The organism is Pseudomonas sp. BF-R-30, from assembly GCF_019956175.1.
Taxonomy (GTDB): domain Bacteria; phylum Pseudomonadota; class Gammaproteobacteria; order Pseudomonadales; family Pseudomonadaceae; genus Aquipseudomonas; species Aquipseudomonas jessenii.
In genome coordinates this window covers 31,536-57,489 of record NZ_JAHBDE010000003.1, presented here as the reverse complement: position 1 = coordinate 57,489, position 25,954 = coordinate 31,536, and the positions used below count along the sequence as shown (strand labels likewise).

Here is a 25,954-nt window from a genome sequence, read left to right as displayed (position 1 = left end):
TTCACATCGATCCTTTAATCAACTTCCGCCAACACCGTTTAAGCAGATCACTTTTGGTTGCGTCATATCTTCATACGCGAAACGCACACCTTCACGCCCCATGCTGCCGTATTTTGAACCACCAAATGGCATTGCATCAAAACGATAGTCAGATGAGTCATTAATCATGACGCCGCCGGCTTCGAGTCGTTTAGCTGCTTTCATGGCGACATTCAAATTGCTGGTGAAAATACCCGCATGCAAACTGTATTCTGGTTCATTAGCCAGTGTCAGCGCCTCATCAAGCGAGGCCACGCGTTGAAGAATGACAACCGGACTAAATACTTCCTCACACCAAACTTTACAGCTTTGGCTAACATTCTCCAGGACCGTCGGAGAGTAAAGCGAGCCTTGGCGTATATTACCAAATAACAGGTTAGCCCCTTTATCCATTGCCTCGATAACTACTTCTTCAGTGCGTTTTGCAGCAGCTTCAGTAATCATTGGCCCAACATCCGTGCTTTCGTCAGCAGGATTTCCCACGACTAAAGCACTTGTCTTCACAACGAATTTCTTTTTGAACTCCTCATATATTGTCTCTTCAACAAGAATTCGTTGGGTACCGATACAATTTTGCCCGGCCGCCCAAAAAGCGCCTGATACACAGGACTCAACGGCTTCATTCAGATCACAATCGCCCATGACGATAACCGGGGCATTGCCCCCCAAATCCATCGCCAGTTTTTTAAGGCCTGCATTGCGAGAGATCTGCTCACCGGTAACAAAACCGCCCGTGAAGGAAACCATACGTACCGCTCGATGAGCGACCAGTGCCTTGCCCAGCGCAGCCCCCCCAGTTGCAATGGACACGACCGCAGGAGGGAGACCCGCAGCGTTCAGGCAAGCCACCAGCTTAATGGCAGATAACGGAGAGAGCTCAGAGGGTTTGAGTACAACAGCATTACCGCCAGCGATCGCAGGCCCCAACTTGTGAGCGACCAAGTTGAGTGGGTCGTTGTATGGGGTAATTGCAACAATTACCCCCAAAGGCTCCCGAGTAAACCATCCCTGACGGGACTCAGATCCTACATAGGAGTCAAACGGAATCACTTCGCCAGCATTACGCTTGGCCTCCTCAGCGGACAGTTTCAGCGTATTGACGCAGCGTAAAACCTCCTTTCTCGCCTGCTTGATCGTTTTTCCCGACTCGGCAACAATCAGACTGGCAAACGCCTCCTTGTCGCTCTCAACCAAAGCAGCGGTTTTTTCCAGTATGCGAGCACGTTCGTGCCTTGGAAGTTCTTTGGCAATCAGCGCACCAAGCTTCGCCGTATCAATGATCGCAGTGGCAAATGAAGCGGGTATGTCCGTCACCTCTCCAACTGCAGCGCCATCATACGGACTCAAAACTGTTATGGTTTTATAATCAACAGCGAGCGAAAGACTCAAGCTATTCATGATCACTTACCTATCTTAGTTTTGTTCTTGTGAATGCTGACGATATCCGAGAGTAAGGCGAATGCTGTTTCAAACCGACCTGCACCCGCTCCGACAACCGTTACCGGGCCCAGAACATTTGTATTAAATGTAATTGCATTCGTTGCACCACTCACACCGGCCAGTGCGTCCCCCTGAGGCAACAATTGAGGACTAACAGATGCAGTGATGGAGCCATTGCTCATTTTTTCCGCGCTGCCAATTAGTTTCCACCGGGCATTGGCTTTCGTTGCTTCGGCGATATCTTTTGACGTGATCCCCGAGATGCCTTTGCAAAGGACATCGCTCGGAGTCAACTTCGCCCCCAGAAGCTCATTCGCCAAAATGACTACTTTAAGACGAACATCATGCCCTTCCACGTCTGCAGTGGGGTCAGCTTCTGCGTAACCGAGTTCCTGAGCCTTGGCGACTGCATCAGAGAAGTCGAGACCTTCTTCCATGCTAGAAAGTACGAAATTGGACGTACCATTCAAGATGCCCTTAAACCCGCTGATTTCCGAGCCGGCCAGCGACTCTTTAGCCAGACGAATGACGGGGGTGCCGCTCATTACCGAGCCTTCAAACTCGAATTGGGCACCGGTGCTTCTGGCCAATGCTTTCAGGCTTTCAGCGTGCAACGCCACCGGCCCTTTGTTGGTGGTGACCACACTGATACCTTTTTCCAGAGCCCAGCGACAGAAAGTCGTAGCTGGCTCTCCGTCTACAGGGTTGGTGAACGTCGCCTCGGCGATAAGATCGGCCCCCGAGAAACGGATAACCGTCTCATTTGCAGGCTCAGCACTGCCCGCTGGCAATGTTCTAAACCCCCCTTTTACAGCAGGAACTGCGGCCAATTCGTGGGCATCCAACCCGTTCTTGTTGATGATGGAGCCAAAGTAAAGATCACTGACACCAACAATTTTTAGCTTAAAACCAAATTCATTAGCCCAGTGCTCGTTCTTATCTGCAATGAGCTGCGTCAACGCACGGTTTACACCACCAAAACCAAGCAAAGCAATTTTATATTCAGTCACGACATGGGCCTCATTGTTATGTTTTCGGTACTGAAATACTAAACTGCAGCAGTGCTCATACGAATATGGCAAACCGATCATTGTTGCGAGCAAAATGCTCGCAGGAGAGAGCGTTTTGATTTCCTAGCAACCTACTTCGTGCAAGACAATACAAAAGACGTAACCGTATTCAGAACTCCTGGCAACGTGGATATGTCGCTCCAGACCCGATGAATACAATCCGAACTTGCCGCTTCAACTGTCACTACGATATCCAGGTCACCACTCATTACATTGCAGGACACGACCTCAGGCATTGAGACAATTGAACGCACTACTTCAGCACCACGCATTCGGTCTTTTCGATACACAAAAATAAGAGCATTAATTGGCGCAACCTCGGAAGGTGGCCCACCTTTGATTATGGTATAACCCCTGATATATCCGTCCCGCTCCAACCGTTCAATCCTGAGCCTGACAGCATTCCTAGACAAATTAACTTTCATGGCAATGTCGTTATGCGCAAGTCGAGCATTACGAGTAAGCTCTTCCAGTATTTTTTCATCCGTCTTATCTAAAACGCGCTTCATCTCTAACTCCAGGATTATAGCGAGCGAGACTTCGTGTCTTGGGATATCGTCTTGATGAGTTCCGTAAGGATGCCAACATCATTGGAAATTGAAATGCATTCGTCATTAGAGAAGGGGTGAGCACTCACCACACTCATTGGAGATTGAACATCGGCTTCAGCCAGAACTGAGGCAGAGCTTGAAGGATGCGTCGTGGCCAAGCAGATCATTGGTGTCAGTAAGCTACGCCTGTTAATTCGCGCAGCTCGTAATCCAATCGCGGTATTAGGACTGATCAAGTAACCACTTTTAACAAAGACTTCATGAATACAGGAAAATGCCTCTGCATCCTCTACCGCCAAAGAATCAAATAGCTTTCGCGCCTCTAACCACTCATCCTGTTCCAGTTGAATTTGGCCATCCGTCTCTAGTAGCTCCATATTTCTAGCCACTTTATCACTGCACCTATTGAGAATGCTCCATTGCAGCCGCTCGAAATTAGAGGCTAACGACACATTCATGCAAGGCGTGTTGGTAATACGAATCTCATTCCGCCTATAGAGGTTAGACTGAAGAAAGTCATGCAAACCCGCGTTGGTATTCGTTGCTACAATTAGCTGCCTGATGGGCAACCCCATTTCCCTTGCAATATAGCCTGCATAGAGAGCACCAAAATTTCCGGTAGGCACACTGAACGCCACCTCTCTTTTAGGCGCACCTAATTGAAGCGACGAGTAGAAGTAGAAGGACAGATGCGCCAGCACCCTCACCCAATTCACCGAATTGAAAGATATTAATTGTTGACCTGTTTCGTTAATGCCTCTGTGAAATTTTTCGCACAGCTGATGACAATCGGCGTAATCACCCTCAACCAAGATATTTACAACATTTTCTTCGGCAGCGCCTAATAAGCGACGCCGATGTTCATCTGTTATTCCTCTGGAAGGATGCAGAACAATCACAGTCACACCTTCCATGCCATTGAAGGCTTTGATGGCCGCGACACCGGTGTCTCCACCAGTGCAGCCAACGACAAGCGCTTTCTTTCCGGACCTTAGTAAAGAGTATTCAACCAGACGAGACATCAATTGGAGACCGAAGTCTTGATAGACCCCTGCCGGACCATGGAATAGTTCTAATACCCACTCATTGGTAGCCGTCTGATAGAGCGGCGCAACGGCGTTACTTTTAAAACGGTAAAATGTCTCCTCAAGAATTCGAGACAGTTCATTTTGAGGGATATAGTCACCTAGGAACGGCTCGATCACATGACGTGCCAGTTCGTGAAATGGTAGCCATTCAAGCTTCAGGAGATCATCGCTTTTGAAGCGAGGAACCTTGCTAGGAACGAAAAGCCCACCATCCGGTGCGTACGCCCCCATGAGGACCTCGCTGAACTCGAATTCTTTACCAGGCGTCCGTGTGCTGACGTACTTCATGATTTGAGACACCCTCTCGCCTTTTCTGAGCCTTCCACCCATAAGGCGGCGCCCTGCTGAAATTCAGTGCTGCAGTGAGCCTTTCCTGTGAAATGTGGGGCCTTCTTCTGAAGCGTTGAGCGAGATCATCGTCATCTGCAAACGCAGATGGTGAGGGGTCGCACATCACCCGCGCCAGGCCAATCACCCATCACTCAGCTACCACACGGCCACTTTCGTCGCTTGCCGTTCAAGCTACCAACTATTGACTAAAAAAGTCAATATAGTGACTATCCCATCTATCCGACCGTGCACGGCTATCCCCCTGCGGGAAGGAGCCCTATCCGCATTCCCATCAGAAGGTCCAGGGCAGCCAGAAAATTAGAAATCCAGGAGAACGCCATGAGTGCCACGAACCTTCTTCATTCGCTTTACAAATACAAGGCATGGTCTGAGGAGGAACTGTTCAAGTGCTTGAAAGCCCCCGCGGCAAAAAAATTTCCAACCGAAATGGAGGAAGCACTCTACTGGCTAGCCCATATCAATATTGTTGACCAACTGTTCATTGCCAGACTGCAGGGAAAACCGGATGAATTTGACTCCATCCTGACCGAACAGAAACAAGACCTAGGTCGACTGGAAGAGTGCTTTTCTTCAGCGAATCAATGGTTTGTGAACTACACCCAGTCGATCACTGCAATCGAACTGTCTGATCCGGTTGCGTTTATTTTCAAGGATGGAAAACCAGGCAACATGACGAAAGAGCAGGTTCTTGCACACGTGCTATCACATGGATTGCAGCATCGAGGAAGTGTGGCGACTATCTTGCCTCGTGAGCTCCTGCTGGATCACAAGGACCATTTCACAACGTTTTTGAAGCTCTAGGCACTGATGGTCCGGCCCATGTATGGCGATGATACGTAATAGGAAATCTTTCGATGTTCTGCATACCCGATCAAGCACCAGTTGCCCCCAATATGACGAGCGCTGGATGCATAAAAGGAACCTGAGACAATTCCGCTCAAATGTCGAACGAGGCTTCGGTGTGATTCAAACTGAGTAAGCCGGCCTGCCGGCCCGAAGCAGCGATCTCAAAAAAATGCCTCAGCAAGCCACCTTCTGCTGAGGCGTCCTCACTGCAAAGAAAATTCATAAGTGCCTACGATTTTTATGAGGAGCGTGTCACGAATAGAAATGCTCCTTTATTTCAGTAGGCGCCTTTTTGTAAGTGGGAAGGAAGATGCTAAATGTCTTTATTATCAGCGCACTCAAGCATGGCTAATCCAATTCCTCGCTCATTACGCGAGACCAAAGCATCGCCAGCACCTCGGATATCACGGGCTTCCTCATCCTGACCGAGCTTGAATTTCCCCACCAGCCTCGTGATTTCGATCTCGACCCCTACAATTTTTTTCAGCATGGCATCTATGTACTCCTTGGGACTATCGGTCATTTTCCAAGGTGTGGGCTGAGTTGCTTCATGAGACTTGGTCAGCTTTGCTACGACACGACGCACGTACTGTGCATCATCGTGAAACGTCACACGACCAAATGCGTGCACGACCCGGTAGTTCCAAGTGGGGACTTGCTGATGGAAATCCTGTTTGCTCGGATACCATTGCGGCGATATATACGCATCTTGAGCTCGAAATATCACCAACACCTCACTGCCCTGGGCGACTTCATGCCATAGGGGGTTATTCCGCGCCACATGCGCCTGCAGCACCCCAAGCGCTCCGCTGCGGAGTACAAGTTCAAAAGGTAGGTGATTGGCGTCAATCCCATCACCCGAACAAGTGACAAGTGACCCAAGCGGATTTCGCATAATGACTTCTTGCAAAACGCCAACACGAGACTCTTCAAACTGAGGGGGGATGTACATTTACTTTGCTCCTATAACTGATCTGCTCGCTCAACATTAGGGCCACTGCGCCGGTCAAAGCCGACTAAACATCGGCCCTACCGCGCCTGCTGAGCTGTATCATTGTAAAGATGCAGCTTGGCGTTTCGGATGCATTCGCAGCACTTACTGCTCAGCTCAGTTCGAGCTCGTCGATCACCGCAGCAATTTGCTGACGCCCTGCTCCACTGATGGTTCTGAGTGGCAATGGCAAGCTCGGAGAGTGGGTGAATCCACGAAGCTCGGCCGCCGTTGCAACAACGCGCAAGCTTCCCCCAAATTGTGTAAAGAGGGCCCATAGAGGCTTCAAAGATTCGGAAAGGCGAGTCGCTTCTTTGGCGTTACCCGACAACGCAGCACGCGTGATTGCCAGGGCTGTTTTCGGGAACAAGCCCCCAATGACGGAGTACCAGACCTGACAGCCTGCGTTCAATCCAGTAGCAGCAAATACATCCCCGCTTACCCCGATCGTTACGTGCTCCGGAATCAGTGCCCGAAGGCGATCGACTCGTGCCTTGGCCTGATCTGGTGCTTCAGGAACGCCAGGGATCTTGATCGAGTGCACATTCGGCAGGTGGGCAATGCGCCCGTGAAGCTCATCAGTAAATTCGAAATGGGTGGTGCCGGGGTTGTCATAGACGCATAGCGGGACGGAGATATTGGCGGTGACCGTTTCGTACAGGGAAAAAACATCTTCAGCTGTTAGCTTCTGATAGGAAACGGGTGGCAGCAACAATGCCTTGACTCCCACCTTCTGCGCATCCTCTGCCAGCAACAGCACATCACGCGTCCGCAGCGACCCAATACTTACCATGACGGGAACATTCCCGGCTGCCTCTACTGCCAACTGCGTAACTCGTGAGCGTTCAATCCGAGAAAGGTACGCATAGCTTCCTGTAGATCCGAGCGCACCGATAGAATCCACTTTTGCAGCCACCAGTTGCTCCACAAGGCGAGCAAATGCTCCTTCATCCACACCCTGCTCATTCATTGGCGTCAAAGGAAATGCACTAAGACCGGTAAACATAGTTCAGGACTCCATTGTGTGATTCTGCAATTAGATCACCACAGGACGGACGGACTCCGAAGCATACATTGCTCAATAATCGACACCATGCGCCATGGAGATTTCTTCGATTCAGCTGCAGGCTTTTTCAAGGTGATGTGGGGGGGCATGAATGCCACCGATAAAAAGGCTGCGTGCGAGGCGAGATTGGACATAACCCCGTATGCATCCACACAAGCAGCCCGTACCCTCTCGCTTATGTACTAATTGGCACCTGGACCGATAAGCACACTCTCAATCTGAGCGCCTGGCATCATCAGTTGCAGGCCTTCTATCAGCTTGTCACCCGCTTCAGTCAATGCCTCGAGCGGCATTGTCGGCAGACTTTCCAGAATGAACCACATGTGCTTCGCGTCTGCACTGAGCCGTGTTCTGACACCCTGTCGCCAATTCCAACGACGGCAAGTCACCCCTTTATCGTCCCGCCAAACAACCTCGCCAGAATCAGGATATTCGTGGGCTGGAGCGCCTTCTTTCATGGTGTCGAAAGGTTCCGATCCATCAGCAACAGCGAGTCGCGGCGAGCCCACATAGGCTTCGACGTTCTCACCGCCGACCGGAACTGCGTATTCAATGCTGATGGCGTTATAGAGATCAACCACTGGATCGATACTCGGCAGACTGCCGTCACGCAGGACCCGTTTGCGAAGAGCTTCAGCTGAGCAAGGGGTGCGCTGCGGCTTGGCACCGAATTTTCGGAAGAGATCCGCCCAAGCGGTCAGGTGAGCGTCTGCCCACAGTGCACCACCCGCCGTGACTGATTGACAGGCTCGAGCCAAAGCGTCCTTGCCAATATCTGGATTGGCGATTGGTGCAGCTTCGACCACAATGCTGAGCGCTCTGAACTCAGGTGCCAAATTGATTACGTCTTGGTCGATTGACGGCAGTACGGACAGCATCAGAGAATCCCTTTAATCCTAAATTTCACTTCATACTAGCGATCAATGACCAAAATAGTCAATATACCGACCAACACCGGGGCCGACGTTCAAACCGTTAGCGAGGCAGTTTCCCGTAGGCTCAAACAGGAACGGAAGAAGCGGAAAATCACTCTCGACGAGCTTTCCCGTCGCTCCGGTGTCAGCAAGGGCATGGTGGTCGAGATAGAGAAATGCACGGCTAACCCAAGCATCGCGATCCTGTGCAAAATCGCTGCTGCTTTGGGCCTTTCAGTTGCTGATGTCGTAAACGTGTCCGACGCCCCATCTGCCCACCTCATCGAGAGCAAGGATATTCCCACACTCTGGACAGGAAACATGGGAGGGACGGCTCGGCTCCTGGCTGGAACCAGTGGTCCGAACATGATTGAGCTTTGGCGCTGGGAAATGTTTCCCGGCGAAAACTTTGCCTCCTCAGGGCACCCTCACGGCACAACTGAGCTACTTCACGTGGAGAAAGGGACACTCCACTTCATAGTAGGAGATACCGAACTGAGCGTTTCTGCGGGTTGCTCAGCCGTAGCAAAAACAGATGTACCTCATGTCTACTCGAATAAAGGCAAATCAAAACTGATATTCACCATGTCTGTAACGGAGATCCACCAATCCGGGCGTGAAATTTAACGTTCAGACAGCATCGCGCTGAAGCTTACAGAGGAGTCCGCCGGGTTGGCTCTTATGGTCGGCCATCATCGCCCCGTCATAGGGCTCCTAATAACGGAGCCGCTGACTGGCATAGAACTTCGTTAAGGGGCTTTTAATGTCATTTGATTACCACCATCTCTTCCTCGTATTCACGGCCTATATTGTTGGAGCGGCGAGTCCTGGACCGAGCAACATGCGAATAATGGGCGTCGCGATGCACCAAGGCAGGCAGCCTGCGCTCCTGCTAGCGGCAGGTGTGATCAGTGGTTCGATTTTCTGGGGATCGATGGCAGCCACGGGCGTCTCAGCCGTCCTGGCGCAGTATGCGCAGGCGCTGGGTGTCTTAAAAACGGTTGGCGGTGCTTACCTGCTCTTCCTTGCCATCAAAGCAGGCCGCTCTGCTCTAACGTCCAATGAGCGACTCGAGAAAGAGATAGCTGCCGCGCCAAAAGTCTCGGGCTTCAGTCTTTATCAGCGCGGCTTGTTCATGCATCTCACAAACCCTAAGGCGCTGCTCGGCTGGATCGCTACCATGACCCTTGGCTTGGGTCCGCACGCTTCGCCAAAAACGGTCGGGATTATTCTGGCCGGTTGCGCCGTGCTTAGCGTCACTATCTTCTGTGGCTATGCGATCATCTTCTCCACCGCGCCCATGATTCGGGGATATCGCCGAGCACGCCGATGGATCGAAGGTACCCTTGCGCTAGTTTTCGGAGCGGCTGGAGTAAAGCTGATGTTCTCCCACTCCTAGCCCGGATCTGGGCTGTTTATGCATGTAGAGTCTATTGATTGTGTAAGCCACTTGACCGCGCCTTGGGTAACGTTCAGACCCAGCGCCGACTGGCTGAAACTGCGATTCCGTGCGACTTCTTCAAAGACTCGCAGCATGTTGAGCGAGGGCATTTGACGCATGAAAGGATGACTCCGCACCAGCCTCAGTTGTTACGTGGGGCAGGTTTATTGTTTTTCTTGGGGTAGTGATTGTTCTGTAGGGTCTATCTGACTATCAGTGGATGGGCTGATGCACGTGTTGTTTGGACTGACGAATTCGCGAGCGGGCTCGCTCCCACAGATTATGCGCTAAACCTGTGGGAGCGAGCCCGCTCGCGAAAAGGACATTAGGGCTGTTGCCAAAAAATCCGGATCAGAAGTAATACCCGATGTTCATGTACAACTGGTTTTCCCACTGGTTACTACCACCAGCCCCCAGACTCTGGGTGAGGCTGCCGCCACCGATGACCGGATCATTCTTGCCGTACAACCATTCCGTGGCGATCCATAGTTTGCTGAGGGAGAACGAGGTGCCGAAAATCATCCGTTGCGAGGTCTTGAAATCGTCCGCAGATTTATCGAAGGCGCTGTAGTTGGCGTACAGCTTCACACCGCTGATCTGATCGAACAGATACTTGCCGCTGACGTCATAGCTTACATCCGCCACGTACAAGTTGCCGCGACTGGCGACGTTGAAGGTGGCGTCGTAACTGCCGAAAGTCACCAGTTCATCGGTGCCGGGGTTGCGCGGGGACATCTGCTGTCGCGCGGCTTGCAGTTGTACGCCCCATGGGCCGTTCTTGCCGATGTAGTGCACCGCCATGGCATTGCGCCGGCCATCGTTGTTGGTGTCGCGGTTCTCCAGGGACGAGGTCAGGCCGGAGATCCCGACTTCGGACTTCCACGGTCCCAGGTCCAGCGCCTTGGCCACCCGAAGGACCACTGTGTTGCGTTCCTGGTTGTTGCTACCGTCGATGACATAGCTGTCCGCTTCGGAGACCACGGTGGAGTAGGTTTCACCATTGCTAGTGCCTTTACCCTGCCAAGCGGGGCGCAGGTAGTAACCGGCCTGAATATTCCAGTCGCCGCTTTGCTGGATGTACTTGGCGCCGACTTCTTCCACGTCTTCCAGTCCTATGACGCTGCCCAGGGTTTGGTAGAACGTGCTGCCGAAGTACGGCTGCAAACCGAACGGCAGCTGGTTCAGGCCGACTTGAACCTGCTGGTCGGGGTTGAACTTGTAGCCGATCCACGCCAATTCGGCGAACTGGACGTCACCGACATTCTCTGTGTACTCATAAGGGTAGGCTCGACCGTAGAAACGGTATTGGGCCTCGCCGATCCAGGTATCGGAGTTGTACTTGGCGCTGAGGATCGCGGTGTCGAAGTTGAACTTCTGGATGTCACGATCCGGGTCATAGTCCCAACGCGCCCGGACGGCACCGCCGAGATCGAGGTTGTCGGTGACCTGGATCGCCATCGCTGGGGTGGAAAGCGCCCCCAACAGCGCCAGCGGGGTCAATGAGCGCAAGGCCCGGGTGGTGTTCAAGTTCATGGTCGCTCCGTCTCTTGTTTATTTTATTGTTGGCAACACTCATCCCGGCCACGGCAAAAGCGCGGTCTGGATGAAAGGGGTAGGGCCCACCAGAACGAAGGCTGCAAACAGCGTTCAAGTGAGGGCCGGGAGGGTCAGCCGCCGGCGTTCAGCCGGGTCTGGGTGTAGCTATGCCGAGCCTGCAATTTGCACTTCTTCACCAAGGCTGGGAGGTGCGTGACAAGCCGCGGTCACCCGCGTCAGTCGCGTTGCAGTTCTTCAACCACAGCTGCACAAGCACGGAAGGTATTCAACGTCCACTCTGAGTTGATGAAGTCCGGCCAACTGGAAAGTTTTACGATTGCCACTTCAGAAGCCGGATCCCAATAGATACTCTGCCCAAATACTCCTCGCGCCGAATAGGTACCCTGTTCACTGTCCAGCACCCAACACTGATTGCTATAGGCGGCGTCAGGAAAGTGTTTGACATAGAACCCATAGAGGACTTCAAAAGCCGGTGTGGAACCACGGCCGCATGCACGCACAAACTCCTCTGGAACAATCTGTTGACCGTTGAAATGTCCACCCTGCAGATACATCTGGGCAAAGCGCGCCAGATCACGCAGCGTGGCGCTCATCCCGCCATCGGCCAATGCAGTTCCAACGCAATCGAGGGTGATATTCGCGTCTTGCTCTGCCCCCAGTCTTGACCAGATCTCCCGGCTCAATAAAACAGGGAGCCGCTCGCCGCAGGCCCGCTCACAGACCCAGGCCAGCACGTCGGTATCCACTGAGCGATACTCAAAGAACTGACCATGTTCACGGTCCTTACTCAGCGACTTCAACAAACCATAAATGCTGTCAGGTGACTCCCGCTCTCCCCGTTCACGCCAACCCGAGGCGATATCCAACTGGATGAATTCAGCATCCGGATCGGTGTAGTCCTCTCTGAATCTCACTCCCGTGCGCATATCCAGCAGATCCTGTACCCGGGCGTCGCCATAGCCGCTTGCCAAAAGCTCGGGCACATAGTCACTGACACGCGCTTGGGGATCGATTCGGCCCTGGCCGATCAACCTGCCGACCAGGCTACCGACGACGGTCTTGGATACCGATTGCAACAGATGCAACGTGTGCGGCTGCATACCGTTGAAATACTGCTCCGAAACCACCTTGCCTTGATGAAGCACCAAAAAACCATCGGTGTAGCTGTCGGTCAGGAAGGTCGCCAGATCGGTTTGTCCGCCGTCGACCCGCTGGAAACGTACGTCGTCCAGTGAGCGTTCGTTGCGCTCGAGTTCAGTGACCGGTCCAGGACTGCGATGAATAGCGGCCACCGGAAACAACTGGCTCATGTGCTGGAACGACCAGCGGTTATAGGGCGGACTGTCCCAATTATGCAGGCCAACTTGCTTTTCCCGGGACGGCGGATAGCCCTGCATCAAACTTAGGTCCTGATAACCAATGCCGGGAGCGGTCATATCTTTTTTATTGTACATAGGGGTTCAGCTCTCATCGTTCAGAGGGTGGTGGCAAGAAAAGCGGTGGCGGTTATCCTGGGTCTCGGCCGGCACTTCTCGGCGGCAGCGCTCACTGGCCTGCGGGCAACGAGGCGCGAAGTGGCATCCGGCAGGCCGGTTCAAGGGGCTGGGGATCTCGCCACTCAGGATTTGCAACTCGTCACGGCGCTCCGGGTCGATGGAGGGCACGGAATTGAGCAGCGCACGCGTGTAGGGATGACGCGGTCGGCCAAACACCTGCTCCACAGGCCCGGCCTCGACGATGCGCCCCAAGTACATCACCAGTACTTGCTGCGCCAGATACTCGACCGTCGCAAGGTCGTGGCTGATAAACAGGTAGCTCAGGCCATTGTCGTTCTGCAGCGTCTTGAGCAGTTGCAGCACTTGGGCCTGGACCGAAACGTCGAGCGCCGCCGTAGGCTCATCGAGGATCAGCAGTTTCGACTCCAGCGCCAGGGCCCGAGCGATAGCGATGCGCTGCAACTGACCACCGGAGAATTCATGGGGATAGCGCTCCATGTGCTCCTCGCCCATCCCCACATTTCCCAACAGCGTGAGAATGCGCGCGTGCAAGGCGCTACCGCGCAGACCAAAGGCAACCTTCAGCGGCTCGGCAACAATCGCCTTGATCGTCATTTTCGGGTTCAGCGAGGCGTACGGGTTCTGGAACACCATACTCAAGCTCCTGCCCCGCGCCCTGGCATCAGTGGGCAGCGGCCGACCTTCAACCAGAATTTGCCCACTATCGGCTGGCAGCAGACCGAGCAAGGTCGCGGCCACCGTACTTTTGCCACAACCGGATTCCCCCACCAGCGCGACCGTCTCACCGACCTGCACCTCCAGACTGATGTGGTCAATGGCCGTCACCAGGCCATCGCGGCTGGCGTAGGTCTTGTGCAACTGATTGACGCTCAACAGTGCGGGCTGTTTGTTGTTATTCATAGCCGTTTACCTTTCACAGAAGCCTCACACCTTGACCAATATGTTGTGGCAAGCTGCCCAGTGCTCCTTGCCGATGACAACCCTCGGCGCAGCGTGATTGCAGCGTCCGGTGGCGCGTTCACAACGTGGGTTGAAGGCACAGCCAGCCGGGGGAGCCGCCATGTTCGGCACCTGCCCTGGGATGAAGCCCAGGGCTTGGGGTCCCTGCCCCAACTTGGGCACGGTGCCCATCAACTTAAGGGTGTAGGGGTGTGCAGGTCGCTTGAACACCTCGCCCACTGGACCGCTCTCCACCACTTCGCCGGCATACATCACCGCCACCCGGTCACAGAGCGAAGCCACTACCCCCAGGTTATGGGTGATAAACAGAATCGCCAGCTCCTGCTCCCGTGCCAGCTTGCGCAGCAGAGCGATGATCTGCGCCTGCACGGTGACGTCCAGCGCCGTGGTCGGCTCATCGGCGATCAGCAGTTTCGGCCGACAGGCCAGCGCCATGGCAATCACCACTCGCTGCAACTGACCTCCAGACATCTGGTGCGGGTACTTGGCTAGCGCCAGAGGGGGGTCGGGCATGCTCACCGCTTCCAACGAGCTCAGCGCCTCGGCGCGGATTTGTGCCTTACTCAGTTGCCGATGGCAGCCGATGACGTCGAACATCTGCCGCCCGATGGTGAAGAACGGGTTGAGCGCCTTCATCGGATTCTGGAAGATCATCGCCGCACCACCGCCACGCAAAGCCGCCAGCTGCGATGCCGAGGCGCCGTTGACCTGTTGTCCGGCGACCCTGACACTGCCTTCCAGCCGAGCGGCTTCAGGCATCAATCCAAGGCAAGACATGGCCGTCATAGACTTGCCCGAGCCCGACTCCCCCACCAACCCGAGGATCTCACCGCGCCTTACCTTAAGGTCGATGCCGCGTACGGCCTTTACGGTCTTGAACAAACCAGGGAAAGACACCGTCAGCCCTTCCACTTCCAGCACCAGGTCTTGAGCTGCGTCGTTATTCGAAGCGGCGAGACGCTCGAAAGCAGAATACTGCAAGGATTCGTCGATCATCAGCGCGTCCCCTTCTTTGGATCGAGCACATCGCGCAGCCCGTCACCCACCAGGTTGACGGCCAGCACCAGGACAAAAATTGCCACTCCGGGAAACAGCACCGTCCAGGGATTCTCAAGTAACTGCGAGCGCGACGCCGCGGCCATCAGCCCCCATTCGATCATGGGCGGCTTGGCCCCCAGCCCGATAAAGCTCAGCGAGGCAGCGGCGAGAATGGTGTAACCAAAGTCCATGGAGCCCTGCACGATCACAGGCGTGGTGGCATTGGGCAGTACATGGCGAAGCAAAATACGGCAGTGACTGACACCCATGGAACGGGCGGCATGGATATAGGTTTCTGACCGAACCCGTACTACCGCACCGCGCATGATCCTCGCGTACCAGGGAAACCAGGAGACAGCGAGCGCTAACATGGCGTTGGCCAATCCCGATCCCAGCGCAGCGGTGATAGCGATCGGCAACAACAGCGGCGGAAAGGCCAGGAACACATCTGATAAACGCATCAGCAGCGTATCGACTCGACCACCGAAGTAACCGGAAACAAGCCCAATCGGAATCCCGATCAGCATCGCAATCAGAGTCACGCTCACTCCGATGATCAGCGAGGTGCGTGCGCCATAAAGCACCCGTGAAAGAATGTCGCGACCAAACTCGTCGGTGCCCATCCAGTGTGCCCAGTTGGGTGCCAGCAATTTCTGGGAAAAGACAATCTTGTTCGGCTCATAAGGTGCAAGCCAAGGGGCGAAGACTGCCGCCAGGATGATCAGCAGCAATAACAGCGCGCCGAATACAAACAACTTGTTATCGCTGGCAAACGCCAGGGCCTTGATACGCCATGAGGGGGCTCGCGAGGGCATGGACAGGGATACGTCTTGGATACTCATTGGACTCGCAACCTCGGATCAACAAGGTGATACAAGAGATCAACGATCAGGTTGATCGACAGATACGTCGTGGCCAGCACCAAGGTGGCGCCCATCACAGCGGGGAAATCATTCTGGGCAATCGAAAAAACCACGAAGCCGCCCAGGCCAGGCCAATCGAAAATGAACTCAACAACTACCGCACCACCGAGCAGGTAACCGAAGGTCAGGCCCACCACTGTCAGGAGCGGAATCATTGTCGCCTTCAGGGCATAGGCGTAATGGATACGCCACTTGGGTACACCGTAAGAAACGGCCGTACGGATGTACTCCTCGGATAGCACCTCCACCATCATGTTTCGGGTGATCCGGGTGACAGTGGCCAAGGTCACGATGACCAGGGTGAGCACGGGTAGCGTCAGGTGTTTGATGGCGCTCCACAGTGCTACGAAATTACCGGCCAGCAGCGTGTCAATCAGGTAAAAGCCTGTTACACGCTCAAAAGGGCTATCGAGAAGTATGGAAGCATCGATACGTCCTTGTAGTGGCAGCCAGTTGAGCTTGCCGTAGAACAGTAACTGCAAGCCCATGGCCAGGATGAAAACTGGAAACGCCGTCCCGGCGATGGACCCCGCTCGTGCCGCATTGTCGACCACTGAGTTTTGCCGCGCCGCTGAGATGACACCGATCGGCACCCCTAGCACCACCACCCAGAACATTGCCAGGAATGTCAGTTCAAAAGTCGCACCAACCCGCCTGACCACTTCCTCCACCACCGGCCGCCCGGTGCGCAGACTAGTGCCAAAATCACCTCGGAGAAGATCACCGATGTAATTGAAGTATTGGATCGGCAGAGGCTTATCCAACCCCAGTTTTTCCCGTGCGACGGCAATCTGCTCCACCGTGGGGTGGTTTCCCAGCATCATTTCTACCGGGGAACCCGGAAGAGCTCGGCTCAGAACGAAGGTGATGGTCAACACTCCCAAAAGAATGAAGAACATCACTATCAATCGCTGAGCTATATACTTCGCCATTTGGAATACCCCTTGTGGCTAAAAAACTTGACCCTGACTTCTTACGCCCTACTAAAAACCCCCAAAAGCGGATTAACCCTTGAGGGAATAACCAGGCAAATTAACTAACTGCCTGGTTATCGATTTACATGGCAAATCAGGTATTACACGTACCACTTCATCAAAGACGACTCAGCATTCAGCGATTCAGGTTGTAGTAGAGAATCGCCTCATAAGCAGGATTCAGGCTCTTTTCCATACCCTTGATGTCTTTGCGGGAGACACGTATCTGCTGCACGTCGGCGTACCAGATCGCAGGAGCGTCCTTGGCCAGTATCTGCTGGGCCTGCACGTACTTTTCAGTGGACTTGGCCCGATCACTGCCCTCTAACGCCGACGCCTCTTCGATCAACTGATCAAAGTTTGGGTTGCTGTAGTGAGACAGATTGAATAGCGTGGTTTTTTCTGTATGGAACTCACTGAAAAGCCAATCGCTGGGTGTCGGATACGTCGGCCACCAAGCCATAGATTGCATGTTGGGAGCGGTATCCAGCTTCTTTGCCTTATCCCAGATCACACCCCACTCGCCGGGGAGTAACTCCACCTCAACGCCAACCTGAGAAGCCGTGGCCTGGAATAGTTCAGCAGCGTTTGCATAGATGCCACTGATGTACTGCATCGAGACCTTCCAGTCCTGCTTAGGTACACCGGAGGCTTCCAACAATTGTCGGGCTTTATCCAGATCGTAAGAGGCCATAGGCACGCTGGCATGCCCCCAGATACTGGTGGGCAAAGGCCCCTTGGGAACGCTGCCGTAGCCATGCAAAATATCTTTGGTGACACTTTCATAGTCCCAGAGGTACTGCAGCGCCTGACGAAATGCCAGGTTGTTCGTAGGGTACTTCTGGGTATTGATCAAAAATTGAAAGTTCTTCCACGAAGGCGCGGTGCTCACCTTGATGGAGGGGTTCTCTCCCAACACCTTGAGCTGATCAAGAGGGATATCCCAAGCGACACCGGCCTCGCCATTTTTGATCATCTGGGTACGAGTGGCAGCTTCGGACACGACCTTCACGATGACCCGATCAAATTGCCCTTCTTTCCAACCTCCCCAGTAGCCATCGAATCGCTCAAGCACCACTTGCTGGCCCTGTTCGACCTGCCCAAGTTTGTAGGGACCGGTACCGATGGCGTTGGGGGCCATCATCCAGTCATGACCTTTCTCTAACGCCGCCGGGGCAATTATGTAAGCGGCATACTGACCTGCCGCGATCAGATTGGCCGGAGTAGGACTCTTAAACTTGAGCACTACCGTATCGTCAGCGAGGGCCTCGACGGCGTCCAGACCGTTCCATACAAATGCAGCGCCCTGCTTCAGCTCCTTGACGTAATCAATGGACTTTTTGACCGCTGCGGCATTAAAGGCCGAACCGTCATGAAATTTAACGCCGTGCCGCAGCTTGAAGGTCCAGGTTTTGCCGTTGTCGCTGCCTTCCCAGGACGTGGCAAGCCCGGGGGAAAACTCCTCAGCACTGCCTGGCGCGTTATACACCACTAGTGTCTCGTAGATATTGCCCAGTACCCGCACTTCCTCCGAAAAGGCGGAGGCTGGATCCCAATCCTTGAAAGAGGCTCGATCAGCGACAACCAAGGTATTGTTTGCCGCATACACCAAACCACTGGTCAATGGCGCAGTAATGGACAGCGCCATCAACCCCGCCATCAATGTTCTTTTGAATTTCATAGGTGTTCCTCTTATTTTTATGGCGGGCGCAGCGGATCACTTGTAGAAACAGGCACTCATTCAACCGGAATGAATAATGTGATTGGCCGTTAACGAAACTGACATTTGAGTGGTGTATGGCATTATCGATCTGCCGCACGGCCAGCTCAATTTCGCGAGCACGAAGAAAAAAACGCCAAGTGACGCCCCAAAGCGTCACCTAGCGTCAATTTTAAAAAAAGATTAAAACAGCGGAGGGACGAGGTTGAACTCACCTTCTGATGGATGTACCAGCAGCCGCGACCTCACCTCGTCGGGAATCTCAGGGGCATCAATCGGAAAACAGCTGCAACTGGTGAGAGCGTTACGCAGGTCGATCGATTCGCCTAGGTGCTCAAATACAATATGGGCACCAAAAGGACGGCGGAAATTGTCACCCGACACGCCGAGTACCAAGCCGTTGAGAAAACGGAAACGACTGCGGTACGAGGGATAAAGCGCTGACCAGATATAGCCCCGGGACGAGAGGTACTCGCGCTCGACGATGTAAATCAGATCCGATGAGGCAAAGCAGAACCCACGATATTTATTGATGCCGAAACTATTCAGTTGGTCATCGCCCAGCCTCATCCGCTCGTAGGTTTTACTCAGGATCTTTTCGCCGGAGCGGGTCAAGCGGGTAATCGACTTGATCACCTCCCCCGGCGCGGCAGGCGACATCAAATAGACAAAGTAGTAACCCTGGTACTTCGACAACTCCTGCGCGGAGCTCGGGAAAAAATCGGCTGGTACCGCACTGTCCGGCTCTCGTGCCGTGCGTTGCCTGTTGAGCAGAGCGCGGAAGGATTCATGCTCGGAGAATATTTCCTCCTCATCCACCCCAAAAAAAGTGCAGATCTTGCGCAGGGTAAAGGACGAGGGAGTCGCTTGCGCCCCCAAGTATTTGTTGAACTGCTGGCGGTTGATATCAAGGGAGCGGCACACCTTAGCCACCGACTTATAATATCCGCAGAGAAGGCGCAAGTTTTGACTGAAGTCTTGCATCGACTGGGATGAACTGGAACTGACCATAAAGAGTATTCCTAACGCCAGAATTGACAACATGCTGAACTAATCGTCGCTTGGGGTCACGGCTTCAAAAGCTCCGTGCAAGACAGTGCCTCAAAGTGGCGCAGAAGCTCGGTATTGCCAACCCGTGATCGACGCGAGCATTGAGCCCGACCATAGCGACTAGGTGAGGAAATATTCAACAAATACAGAAGCTTATCCAGCGATTCCTGACCCATCGGCAGAATTCACATCGGCTGCATATTTGTAATTCGCGCCTATTGTTACCCAAGGTGTCACCGCTGTGGTCTTCATTAACACCACCGGTGGCGAGGCCGGGGCAGGCACCAACGAAAAAGCCCCGAATAATCAGGGCTCTAACATATATATGTCGTGGCATTTTCCGTAAACACTACAACGGGCTTGCCTGTAAGCCATTTAGCAGGCCCGCAACCTACTCTCACAGGAGAGTCCGCGATACGACACCAAACCTATCAAAGTCGAGCCGTACCCGTACTCAATGCCCCTGCGCCAGCCACCGCTGCGTATCCTCCAACGCCTTGCTGAAACAGTTGATGATAAGGTCGACTTCTTCCGCTGTAGTGACCAGGGGTGGGCAGAACGCAATGCTGTCGCCAATGTTGCGGACAATCATGCCGTGCTCTTGGCAGCGAGCATTGAAATAACTACCGACTCGGCGAAGCGGCTCGAACCGGGTTTTCTCCGATTTATCTGCGACCAGCTCAACGGCGGCAATGAAGCCGACACCTCGGATTTCCCCGATTAACGGGTGGTCAGCATATTGCGAAAGGCCAGCTCGCAGTCGCGCGCCCATTTCGGCCGCGTGTTCTACCAAGTGTCGCTCTTCAATCAACTTGATGTTCTCCAGCGCCACTGCCGCAGCCACTGGGTGCCCGCTCGCGGTGAAGCCGTGTCCAAAGGTCCCGATGGTCGAACTTTGCCCCGCGATCTCCTGATAAATCCGTTCGTTGATCAACACTGCTGCAAGCGGTTGATATGACGAGGTCAACTGTTTAGACAGCACCATAATGTCTGGCTCGATGCCGAACGTAGTCGAGCCGAACATGTTGCCAGTGCGGCCAAATCCACAGACGACCTCGTCTGCTACCAACAAAATATCGTACTTGCGGCAAACCGTCTGGATCTTTTGCCAATAGCCGCGCGGAGGAACAATAACCCCACCGGCCGCCATCAAAGGTTCGCCGATGAACGCAGCCACTGTATCGGGCCCTTCGCGTTGGATGAGAGTTTCGAGCCCTTTTGCAAGACGATCCGAAAATGCCTCCTCCGACTCGCCGGGTTCGCCGAAACGATAGTGATGCGGGCACATTGCATGCGCTATGTCCATCATCGGCAGGTCGAAAGCACGATGATTGTTCGGCAAGCCAGTTAGGCTCGCCGCAGCAATAGTCACGCCATGGTAGGCTCCGATGCGGGATATCACCTTTTTCTTCAGCGGCAGGCCACGGGCGTTATTGTAGTAACGAACCATTTTCACCACCGTGTCGTTGGCCTCAGAACCGGAGTTGGTAAAGAAAACCTTGCTCATCGGCACCGGCGCCAGCGAGATGAGCTTCTCCGCGAGATCCACGGCAGGCTGATGCGTTTTGTGAGTAAAGGTGTGGTAGAAAGGTAGCTTACGCATCTGCGTCATGGCTGCCTCGACCAGTCGCACCTCGCTGAAGCCAAGTGCCGCACTCCACAGGCCCGACATGGCTTCGATATAGCGACGCCCCTCGGTGTCATAGACGAAAACCCCATCCCCGCGCTCAATTGCCAACGGACCGACACCTTCGTGCATCCGCGCATCGGTATAGCTATGAAGGTGATGGGCTATATCCCTCGCATACAGTGTGTCAGTGGCATTGGACATGGGTGTCTCCAAGAAAGAAAGTGACGACCCCGCTCACCTTAATAGCAACTTGGCGGGGTCTGGATTTAAGTTTTGGCTGGGAAATTAGTCCGGAACACAGTCGTTCCAGACTAGCTTGCGGCACTTGGTTATATCGCGGTTATGGCATGAGAATCGCTGTGCACTAACGTGGTTTTCCCTTTCGCTGTTTTTGATATTCAGCCCGCACCCACTCATTTGAGAGCTGAGTTTGATACAGTTTCTCCTGCTCAGACAGGCACTTTATTACTTCCTCAGTGGTGACTTCATGTCACCACTCCATAGCTAGTACGGAGGCATTCCTCCCCATGAGCTTCGTACATTCCGAACGGATCGTTATCCAGAGCAAATCGCCATAAACGGCAAGTCTTTGCCACTAACAGCGAAACTAGCGGACAGCGCCCCCCCCAAGCCGATTGTCGAAGGTCATTCGCCAGTCATTCGCAACGGGTCCGTTTGTGATGGGCGCGTGCATAGCATGTTGGTGAATGAGCACGGTTGCGACAACAACTGGGAGATACTTGTGTGAATGGACGAAACTTTGACGAGCCAGCGTCAATGGCAGGAGGAACATGCGCGCATGTGTTGAGCGGAAGATCAGTTTGAGGCTATTCGACCTGGATCTACTCAAGTATCAAACCGAACTTTTACCTGACGGCTAAATTATTCTTCAGCGCAACAGTGTTGACTTATCACACCAGCTGACTGGCCACCCGTCGTCTCCGCGATAGACTGCTGCATCCAAGCGCGGAAACGCGCCAATGTCACTTCATTCCAACGCTCACGCGGTCCAACTAAATAATAGCCTCCGAGCCGAACATCGGTTCCAAGCAACTCGACCAGCCGCCCGGTGCGCAGATCATCGGCGGCAATTAGGCGTGTCGCGAGTGCGATTCCCTGCCCTGTTAGGGCCGCGTCGACCGTAAGATTGGCTGACCAGAGCCGCGGCCCGTTCAACACTACTTCATGCCCATAGCCAGCCTGATGGAACCATTGTCGCCATTGATCGCGGCTTTCCTCATGTATCAACGGCTGACTCACAAGATCGTCAAGAGAGCGGATGGGTGCGTTCTTGCTAATCCAGTCCGGGCTAGCGACCGGGAAAATCCGCGGCCTTTCCAGCAAAATCCAGCGCACATTCCCCTTCGGCTCATCCAAATAACGGATATCGACATCGGCGTCGTAATGCGCGAAATCGGGCTCTAGATCGGTCGCGCGCATGACGAAATCAATACCGGGCAGCGCAAGTTGGAGCTGGTTAAAACGCGGTGCCAGCCAGCGCGTCGCGAGACCAGGGACACACCAGATTCGTAAAACCGAGCGGCTTACCGCCGGACGCAATTCCGCCGTCGACTTGGCGATCATGTCGAAAGCCATGCCCACCGTCTCGGCAAAAAGCCTGCCTTCCGCAGTCAGCCGAATGCCTCGTGGTCCAGCATCCACAAGTCGCGTGCCAAGCCAGGATTCAAGATTTCGCACATGACGGGAAACGACCGTATGACCGACATTAAGATCATCCGCAGCCTTGCGCATCGAGCCAAGCCGGCTCACTGCCTCAAAGGCACGCACCATTGAAAGCGGTGGTAGACGTCCGCGTTTGGCGCCACATTCTGGCTCCTCTTCTGGTGATTTGGCGCTGCGCAAGCATGCCTCCTTGAAAGTGAGTATTTCCACGAGTTTAAACGTCATAATGCCGAAAACCCCTCTTATGCGAAATGAAATCTGGGGCTTGTATCACGAAGACTGACGCACAGTGGTCTATGACGAAGCGCCTATCACTGACGGACCCTCAAGCCCACTGGACCGCAGCTCCAATTGGCTCAGCGTTCTACGCCTATTCTACGAACTATCCGATCGATACCGAGTACGGGGTCATCGTGGATGTCGGCATTAGTACTGCTTATCTCAATTCGCTATGCCGCAAGCTGGGTGGGCAATCAGCCTTGCAATGATCAACGAAAGGTTGGTGCTGGAGGCTAGCTTAGTAGACACCTTGACCTGCCGCTATGGCATCAATCTATGCACGGGTATTCATGGTCGGGACGCCTTGAATGCGTAGGAGTGAGTCAACCACACACGTTTACGTGGAAAGCACTGTGTGACTGCTTTTGGCCGATTCTGTTGAAAAAGTCGGCCATAGATTCCACGACAGAAAAGTACGCGCTTGAGATTGAAATCTTTACTTTTAGCAGTGGATTCCCGGGTTCAGATTTCGCGTAGCGGCGCGCAAAAAAGGCGCTTTCAGCCGTCAGTATGCGGGCAGTCTGGAAAAACCGACTTTTTCAACAGAATCGGCCGTTTTCTGCCAATTATCACTATCCAGCCTTGGGTCGAACAAGGCCAGATGACCAGAAGCCGGAACCAGCCATTACCATTCATAGCGAGGTTCCATCACAAGTCATGGTATCGATCGTAGTGACGCCATCACCTGTCAGGAGTCGCTCTTCAGCTTGGGTTTTCTGATCCTGGGAGTACGCTTGACGGCGGGAGCCTGACGCATCTGCATCAATTGTTGCTCCAGCGTTTCAGCACGGGTCTGCTGTGCCACGGCACGTTGCTGAGTTTCACTGAGTTCAATTTGGATCGACTCCAGTCGCCGTTGCAACTGCTCGACGTGCCGACCAGCCTCTTTCAGCTGGGTCGACATCGCCTTGCCCTCCTCGCACGCGCGGTCGACCTCGCGGTGCGCACGGTCTTCGACTCCGCGAACGTAAATCTCTTGGGCGACGCGCTCCTGCTCGGCCTTTAGCCGCAGCGACTGTAGATCCTGCTGCATTGTCTGGTTGTGCTGCTGAACTTCGCGGCGCTCGTGCAGCAAGCTTTTACACTGCTGTTGCAGGTCCTCGATCTGCGCCTGGCGTTGGGACAGTAGCAGCTCCAAATCTGCCAGGCGCAACTCGGCTGACTGACGCCCAGCCAAGGACTCTGCCGCCTGCTGGCGAAATTGCGCCGCATTCTGACGCGCCTGGTCCTCGACCGCGGCCACCCGTTCACGTTCTACGCTCAGCACCTGACGCTGCTCCGCCAGCGCCTGTTCGGCGACGCCCTGCGCCAAGTGAATCGCCTGCTGCCACACCGCGACAAAGGCCTGCGCCACCTCGGCCGGCAACGCCGGCAGGCGGCTTTCGCCAATCAATCGCTCGGCCAGGCGTGCCCACCATTGATCGAGCAGACTGCCGACCCGTGCCGGGCTGCCGCGCCCCAACTCCAGGCGCACCCGTTCGACCGTCGGCCGTTCACCGCGGGCCAATACCGCATCGGCGGCGGCAAACACCTCATATTCCGGCACCCCTACTGCCATGGCCCACCTCCGGCTATATTAGATCTGATAAATTTCGCTTATCCGATCTAACACTATTAGGAATATACGTTGGACGTATCAAATAATACGACTCCACCGGTTTCAGTGATTCCAGCGCCGGAAATGCCGCTGGAACCCACCAAACTGACCCAGCATACGCAAGCGGCCGTCGACGCCTTTATCGCCGCCGGCACAGCCGCCAACACGGTGCGCAGCTACCGCAGCGCCCTGGCCTATTGGGACGCGTGGCTGCAGCTGCGTTACGGCCAGGCGCTGGGCGATGGCGCCCTCCCCGCCGAGGTGGTCGTGCAATTTATTGTCGACCACTTGGCGCGCCCCGCGGCGGACGGGACATGGCACCACCTGCTGCCGGCCACGATCGACCGCGCCTTGTGCCAGGCAAAAGTCAAACGCCAACCAGGGCCGCTGGCGTTCAGCACCGTCAGCCATCGCCTGGCCGTTCTGGCCAAATGGCACAAGCTCCAACGCTGGGACAATCCCTGCGCGTCGACGGAGGTGGCCACGTTGCTGCGCGAGGCCGGTAAAGCCCAGGTGCGCCAGGGCGTCAGCGTCCGCAAGAAAACTGCGATCACCCGTGAGCCCCTGCAGGCATTGCTCGCGACCTGTACCGATGGCCTGCGCGGGGTACGGGATAAGGCCTTGTTGTTGGTCGCGTGGAGTGGTGGGGGGCGCCGACGCTCGGAAGTGGTCGCCTTAAGGATAGAAGACCTGCGCCGGCTCGACGAAGACACCTGGCTGTATGCCCTGGGGGCCACGAAGACCGACACCGGCGGCCAGGTCCGCGAAATACCCCTGTGCGGGGCCGCGGCGCGTGCCCTCGACGCCTGGCTCGCGGCCGCGCCCTGCCCCGCCGGGCCGGTCTTCCGTCGACTGCGCAAGCTGGACCAGGTGACTGCGCAGGCGCTGTCAGGGGATGCGGTCGCCCGGATGATCAAGCGTCGGGCACAACTGGCCGGCTTGATGGGGGATTGGGCGGCGCACAGTTTGCGCTCCGGATTTGTCACCGAGGCGGGTCGCCAAGGGGTACCGCTGGGCGAGGTCATGGCCATGACTGAACACAGCAGCGTCAGTACCGTCATGGGCTACTTCCAGGCCGGATCCCTCCTGTCCAGCCGTGCCACACGACTGCTCGACGAGGAGGACGTGGTACCCCCCGCCGGCCTGGGGTAATCCGCCCGCGTGCCCCGAGCGAGCAATGCGGGCCAGATGTCAGCGCGTATTGCCAAGCCTCCTGACACGATTGCCAC

The 25,954-nt window shown here is 54.7% G+C and carries 22 protein-coding genes and 2 pseudogenes; 5 read left to right on the top strand and 19 right to left on the bottom strand.

The window, feature by feature from the left end:
* Positions 1–18: 18 nt before the first annotated feature.
* From KGB20_RS01990 to thrC, 4 genes are all read right to left on the bottom strand, one after another.
* A complete protein-coding gene (locus KGB20_RS01990) occupies positions 19–1,437 on the bottom strand; it encodes an aldehyde dehydrogenase family protein (RefSeq protein ID WP_218497839.1) in 1,419 nt (472 codons plus the stop codon).
* Between the two features lie 2 nt (positions 1,438–1,439).
* Positions 1,440–2,489 (bottom strand): homoserine dehydrogenase, encoded by a 1,050-nt coding sequence (locus KGB20_RS01985; RefSeq protein ID WP_123722605.1) that lies wholly within the window; start codon positions 2,487–2,489, stop codon positions 1,440–1,442.
* A 131-nt stretch (positions 2,490–2,620) separates the two neighbouring features.
* Positions 2,621–3,058, bottom strand: coding sequence for an Lrp/AsnC family transcriptional regulator (locus KGB20_RS01980; protein ID WP_218497838.1), 438 nt, complete (start codon positions 3,056–3,058; stop codon positions 2,621–2,623).
* 14 nt (positions 3,059–3,072) lie between these two features.
* A complete protein-coding gene (gene thrC, locus KGB20_RS01975; RefSeq protein ID WP_223531872.1) occupies positions 3,073–4,476 on the bottom strand; it encodes a threonine synthase in 1,404 nt (467 codons plus the stop codon).
* A 381-nt stretch (positions 4,477–4,857) separates the two neighbouring features.
* Here thrC and KGB20_RS01970 point away from each other — a divergent pair, with 381 nt between their 5' ends.
* Positions 4,858–5,340 carry a DinB family protein gene (locus tag KGB20_RS01970; RefSeq protein WP_024777140.1) on the top strand — a complete coding sequence of 161 codons (483 nt, stop codon included), beginning with the start codon at positions 4,858–4,860 and terminating at the stop codon, positions 5,338–5,340.
* Between the two features lie 358 nt (positions 5,341–5,698).
* On the opposite strand, the gene KGB20_RS01965 is transcribed toward KGB20_RS01970, so the two are convergent.
* From KGB20_RS01965 to KGB20_RS01955, 3 genes are all read right to left on the bottom strand, one after another.
* The gene (locus KGB20_RS01965; RefSeq protein WP_090454472.1) at positions 5,699–6,337 is read right to left on the bottom strand and encodes an FMN-binding negative transcriptional regulator; all 639 of its coding nucleotides are present in this window, start codon (positions 6,335–6,337) and stop codon (positions 5,699–5,701) included.
* Between the two features lie 151 nt (positions 6,338–6,488).
* Complete coding sequence (locus KGB20_RS01960) at positions 6,489–7,382, bottom strand: dihydrodipicolinate synthase family protein (RefSeq protein ID WP_095153003.1); 894 nt, start codon at positions 7,380–7,382, stop codon at positions 6,489–6,491.
* A gap of 242 nt (positions 7,383–7,624) precedes the next feature.
* Positions 7,625–8,320, bottom strand: coding sequence for a B3/4 domain-containing protein (locus KGB20_RS01955; protein ID WP_218497836.1), 696 nt, complete (start codon positions 8,318–8,320; stop codon positions 7,625–7,627).
* Positions 8,321–8,365: 45 nt separating this feature from the next.
* Here KGB20_RS01955 and KGB20_RS01950 point away from each other — a divergent pair, with 45 nt between their 5' ends.
* Together KGB20_RS01950 and KGB20_RS01945 are read left to right on the top strand one after the other, a co-directional pair.
* Entirely contained in the window at positions 8,366–8,983 is a 618-nt protein-coding gene (locus KGB20_RS01950) for a helix-turn-helix domain-containing protein (RefSeq protein ID WP_090454468.1), read from the top strand.
* Between the two features lie 136 nt (positions 8,984–9,119).
* Positions 9,120–9,755, top strand: coding sequence for a LysE family translocator (locus KGB20_RS01945; RefSeq protein ID WP_223531870.1), 636 nt, complete (start codon positions 9,120–9,122; stop codon positions 9,753–9,755).
* A 53-nt stretch (positions 9,756–9,808) separates the two neighbouring features.
* Here KGB20_RS01945 and KGB20_RS01940 read toward each other — a convergent pair.
* The 11 genes and pseudogenes from KGB20_RS01940 to KGB20_RS01890 form a co-directional block, all read right to left on the bottom strand.
* A pseudogene (locus KGB20_RS01940) lies at positions 9,809–9,916 on the bottom strand (LysR family transcriptional regulator); the annotation flags it as partial.
* A 232-nt stretch (positions 9,917–10,148) separates the two neighbouring features.
* The gene (locus KGB20_RS01935; RefSeq protein WP_095152368.1) at positions 10,149–11,330 is read right to left on the bottom strand and encodes a hypothetical protein; all 1,182 of its coding nucleotides are present in this window, start codon (positions 11,328–11,330) and stop codon (positions 10,149–10,151) included.
* A 239-nt stretch (positions 11,331–11,569) separates the two neighbouring features.
* Positions 11,570–12,808 carry a serine hydrolase domain-containing protein gene (locus KGB20_RS01930; RefSeq protein ID WP_223531868.1) on the bottom strand — a complete coding sequence of 413 codons (1,239 nt, stop codon included), beginning with the start codon at positions 12,806–12,808 and terminating at the stop codon, positions 11,570–11,572.
* Positions 12,809–12,814: 6 nt separating this feature from the next.
* Positions 12,815–13,771 (bottom strand): ABC transporter ATP-binding protein, encoded by a 957-nt coding sequence (locus tag KGB20_RS01925; RefSeq protein WP_095152370.1) that lies wholly within the window; start codon positions 13,769–13,771, stop codon positions 12,815–12,817.
* A gap of 24 nt (positions 13,772–13,795) precedes the next feature.
* The gene (locus KGB20_RS01920) at positions 13,796–14,827 is read right to left on the bottom strand and encodes an ABC transporter ATP-binding protein (protein WP_223531866.1); all 1,032 of its coding nucleotides are present in this window, start codon (positions 14,825–14,827) and stop codon (positions 13,796–13,798) included.
* A complete protein-coding gene (locus KGB20_RS01915; RefSeq protein WP_095152372.1) occupies positions 14,827–15,711 on the bottom strand; it encodes an ABC transporter permease in 885 nt (294 codons plus the stop codon). The genes KGB20_RS01920 and KGB20_RS01915 overlap by 1 nt, the downstream gene beginning before the upstream one ends.
* Entirely contained in the window at positions 15,708–16,724 is a 1,017-nt protein-coding gene (locus tag KGB20_RS01910; RefSeq protein WP_095152373.1) for an ABC transporter permease, read from the bottom strand. Before KGB20_RS01910 ends, KGB20_RS01915 begins: the two co-directional genes overlap by 4 nt.
* Before the next feature lie 178 nt (positions 16,725–16,902).
* Positions 16,903–18,447: an ABC transporter substrate-binding protein gene (locus tag KGB20_RS01905; RefSeq protein ID WP_223531864.1), complete on the bottom strand. Its 1,545-nt coding sequence runs from the start codon at positions 18,445–18,447 to the stop codon at positions 16,903–16,905.
* 222 nt (positions 18,448–18,669) lie between these two features.
* Positions 18,670–19,497: a helix-turn-helix domain-containing protein gene (locus KGB20_RS01900; RefSeq protein ID WP_056723403.1), complete on the bottom strand. Its 828-nt coding sequence runs from the start codon at positions 19,495–19,497 to the stop codon at positions 18,670–18,672.
* A gap of 493 nt (positions 19,498–19,990) precedes the next feature.
* Entirely contained in the window at positions 19,991–21,367 is a 1,377-nt protein-coding gene (locus KGB20_RS01895) for an aspartate aminotransferase family protein (protein ID WP_223531863.1), read from the bottom strand.
* Between the two features lie 681 nt (positions 21,368–22,048).
* On the bottom strand, positions 22,049–23,029 hold the full coding sequence (locus KGB20_RS01890; RefSeq protein ID WP_223531862.1) for a LysR substrate-binding domain-containing protein: 981 nt from the start codon (positions 23,027–23,029) through the stop codon (positions 22,049–22,051).
* A gap of 122 nt (positions 23,030–23,151) precedes the next feature.
* Between KGB20_RS01890 and KGB20_RS01885 the strand changes: the two are divergent.
* Positions 23,152–23,289 (top strand): annotated as a pseudogene (locus KGB20_RS01885) (IS5/IS1182 family transposase); the annotation flags it as partial.
* A 527-nt stretch (positions 23,290–23,816) separates the two neighbouring features.
* On the opposite strand, the gene KGB20_RS01880 reads toward KGB20_RS01885, so the two are convergent.
* Positions 23,817–24,686 carry a DNA-binding protein gene (locus KGB20_RS01880; protein WP_223531861.1) on the bottom strand — a complete coding sequence of 290 codons (870 nt, stop codon included), beginning with the start codon at positions 24,684–24,686 and terminating at the stop codon, positions 23,817–23,819.
* 123 nt (positions 24,687–24,809) lie between these two features.
* Here KGB20_RS01880 and KGB20_RS01875 point away from each other — a divergent pair, with 123 nt between their 5' ends.
* A complete protein-coding gene (locus KGB20_RS01875; RefSeq protein ID WP_223532004.1) occupies positions 24,810–25,877 on the top strand; it encodes a site-specific integrase in 1,068 nt (355 codons plus the stop codon).
* Positions 25,878–25,954 lie beyond the last annotated feature (77 nt).